1 protein-coding gene is annotated in these 741 nt (G+C 66.9%); it reads right to left on the reverse strand.

Annotation, left to right across the window (positions count from 1 at the left end; genetic code table 11):
- Positions 1 to 741, reverse strand: a 741-nt coding sequence (locus E5W87_RS35475) for an ABC transporter permease (RefSeq protein ID WP_292408633.1), incomplete at both ends; no start/stop codon positions are given.

Genomic DNA, 741 nt, shown 5'->3' on the forward strand with positions numbered 1-741 from the left:
GCACCGGCCTCGCTGGCGCCGACGCGTGGATCGAGGAAGGCGTAGGCGATGTCGACGAGAAGATTGATGACGATGACCAGAACGGCGCTGACGAGGATGATGCCGAGCAGCAGCGGCGTGTCGCGCGCGGCCACCGCTTCCTGCGCCAGCCGGCCAAGGCCGGGCACAGAAAAGACGCTTTCGATGACGACGCTGCCGCCGAGCATCTGCGCCGATTGCAGGCCGAGCATGGTGACCAGCGGCAACAGCGCGTTGCGGGCGACGTGGGCGAGCACGATGCGGCGCCGGGAAAGCCCCTTGGCGCGAGCGGCGAGGACAAAATCCTGCCGCCAGACCTCTGTCATGCCAGCGCGCATCATGCGCAGATAGAGCGCGAGGTAGATGAAGCCGAGTGCGGACACCGGCAGGACGAGATGGCTGGCGATATCCACCGCACGGTCGAGGCCGATCTTGGCTGACGCGATGCTCTCGATGCCGCCGATCGGAAACCAGCGCAGGTCGACGGCAAAGACAATGATCAGCACCAGCCCGAGCCAGAAGCCCGGTACGGCATAGAGCGCCAGCGAGCCGATCGACAGGAAACGGTCGCGAAAGCTGCCGGGCCTGGCGCCGGCATAGATGCCGAGCGCCGAGCCGAGCCCGAAGGAGAGCGCGGTGGCGCTGCCCATCAAAAGCAGCGTGTTGGGCAGGCGTTCGAGGATCACCTCGCGGATCGGCCGCGAGAAGGTGACCGACTGGCCG

The organism is Mesorhizobium sp., from assembly GCF_004962925.1.
In the GTDB taxonomy this organism is placed as follows: Bacteria; Pseudomonadota; Alphaproteobacteria; order Rhizobiales; family Rhizobiaceae; genus Mesorhizobium.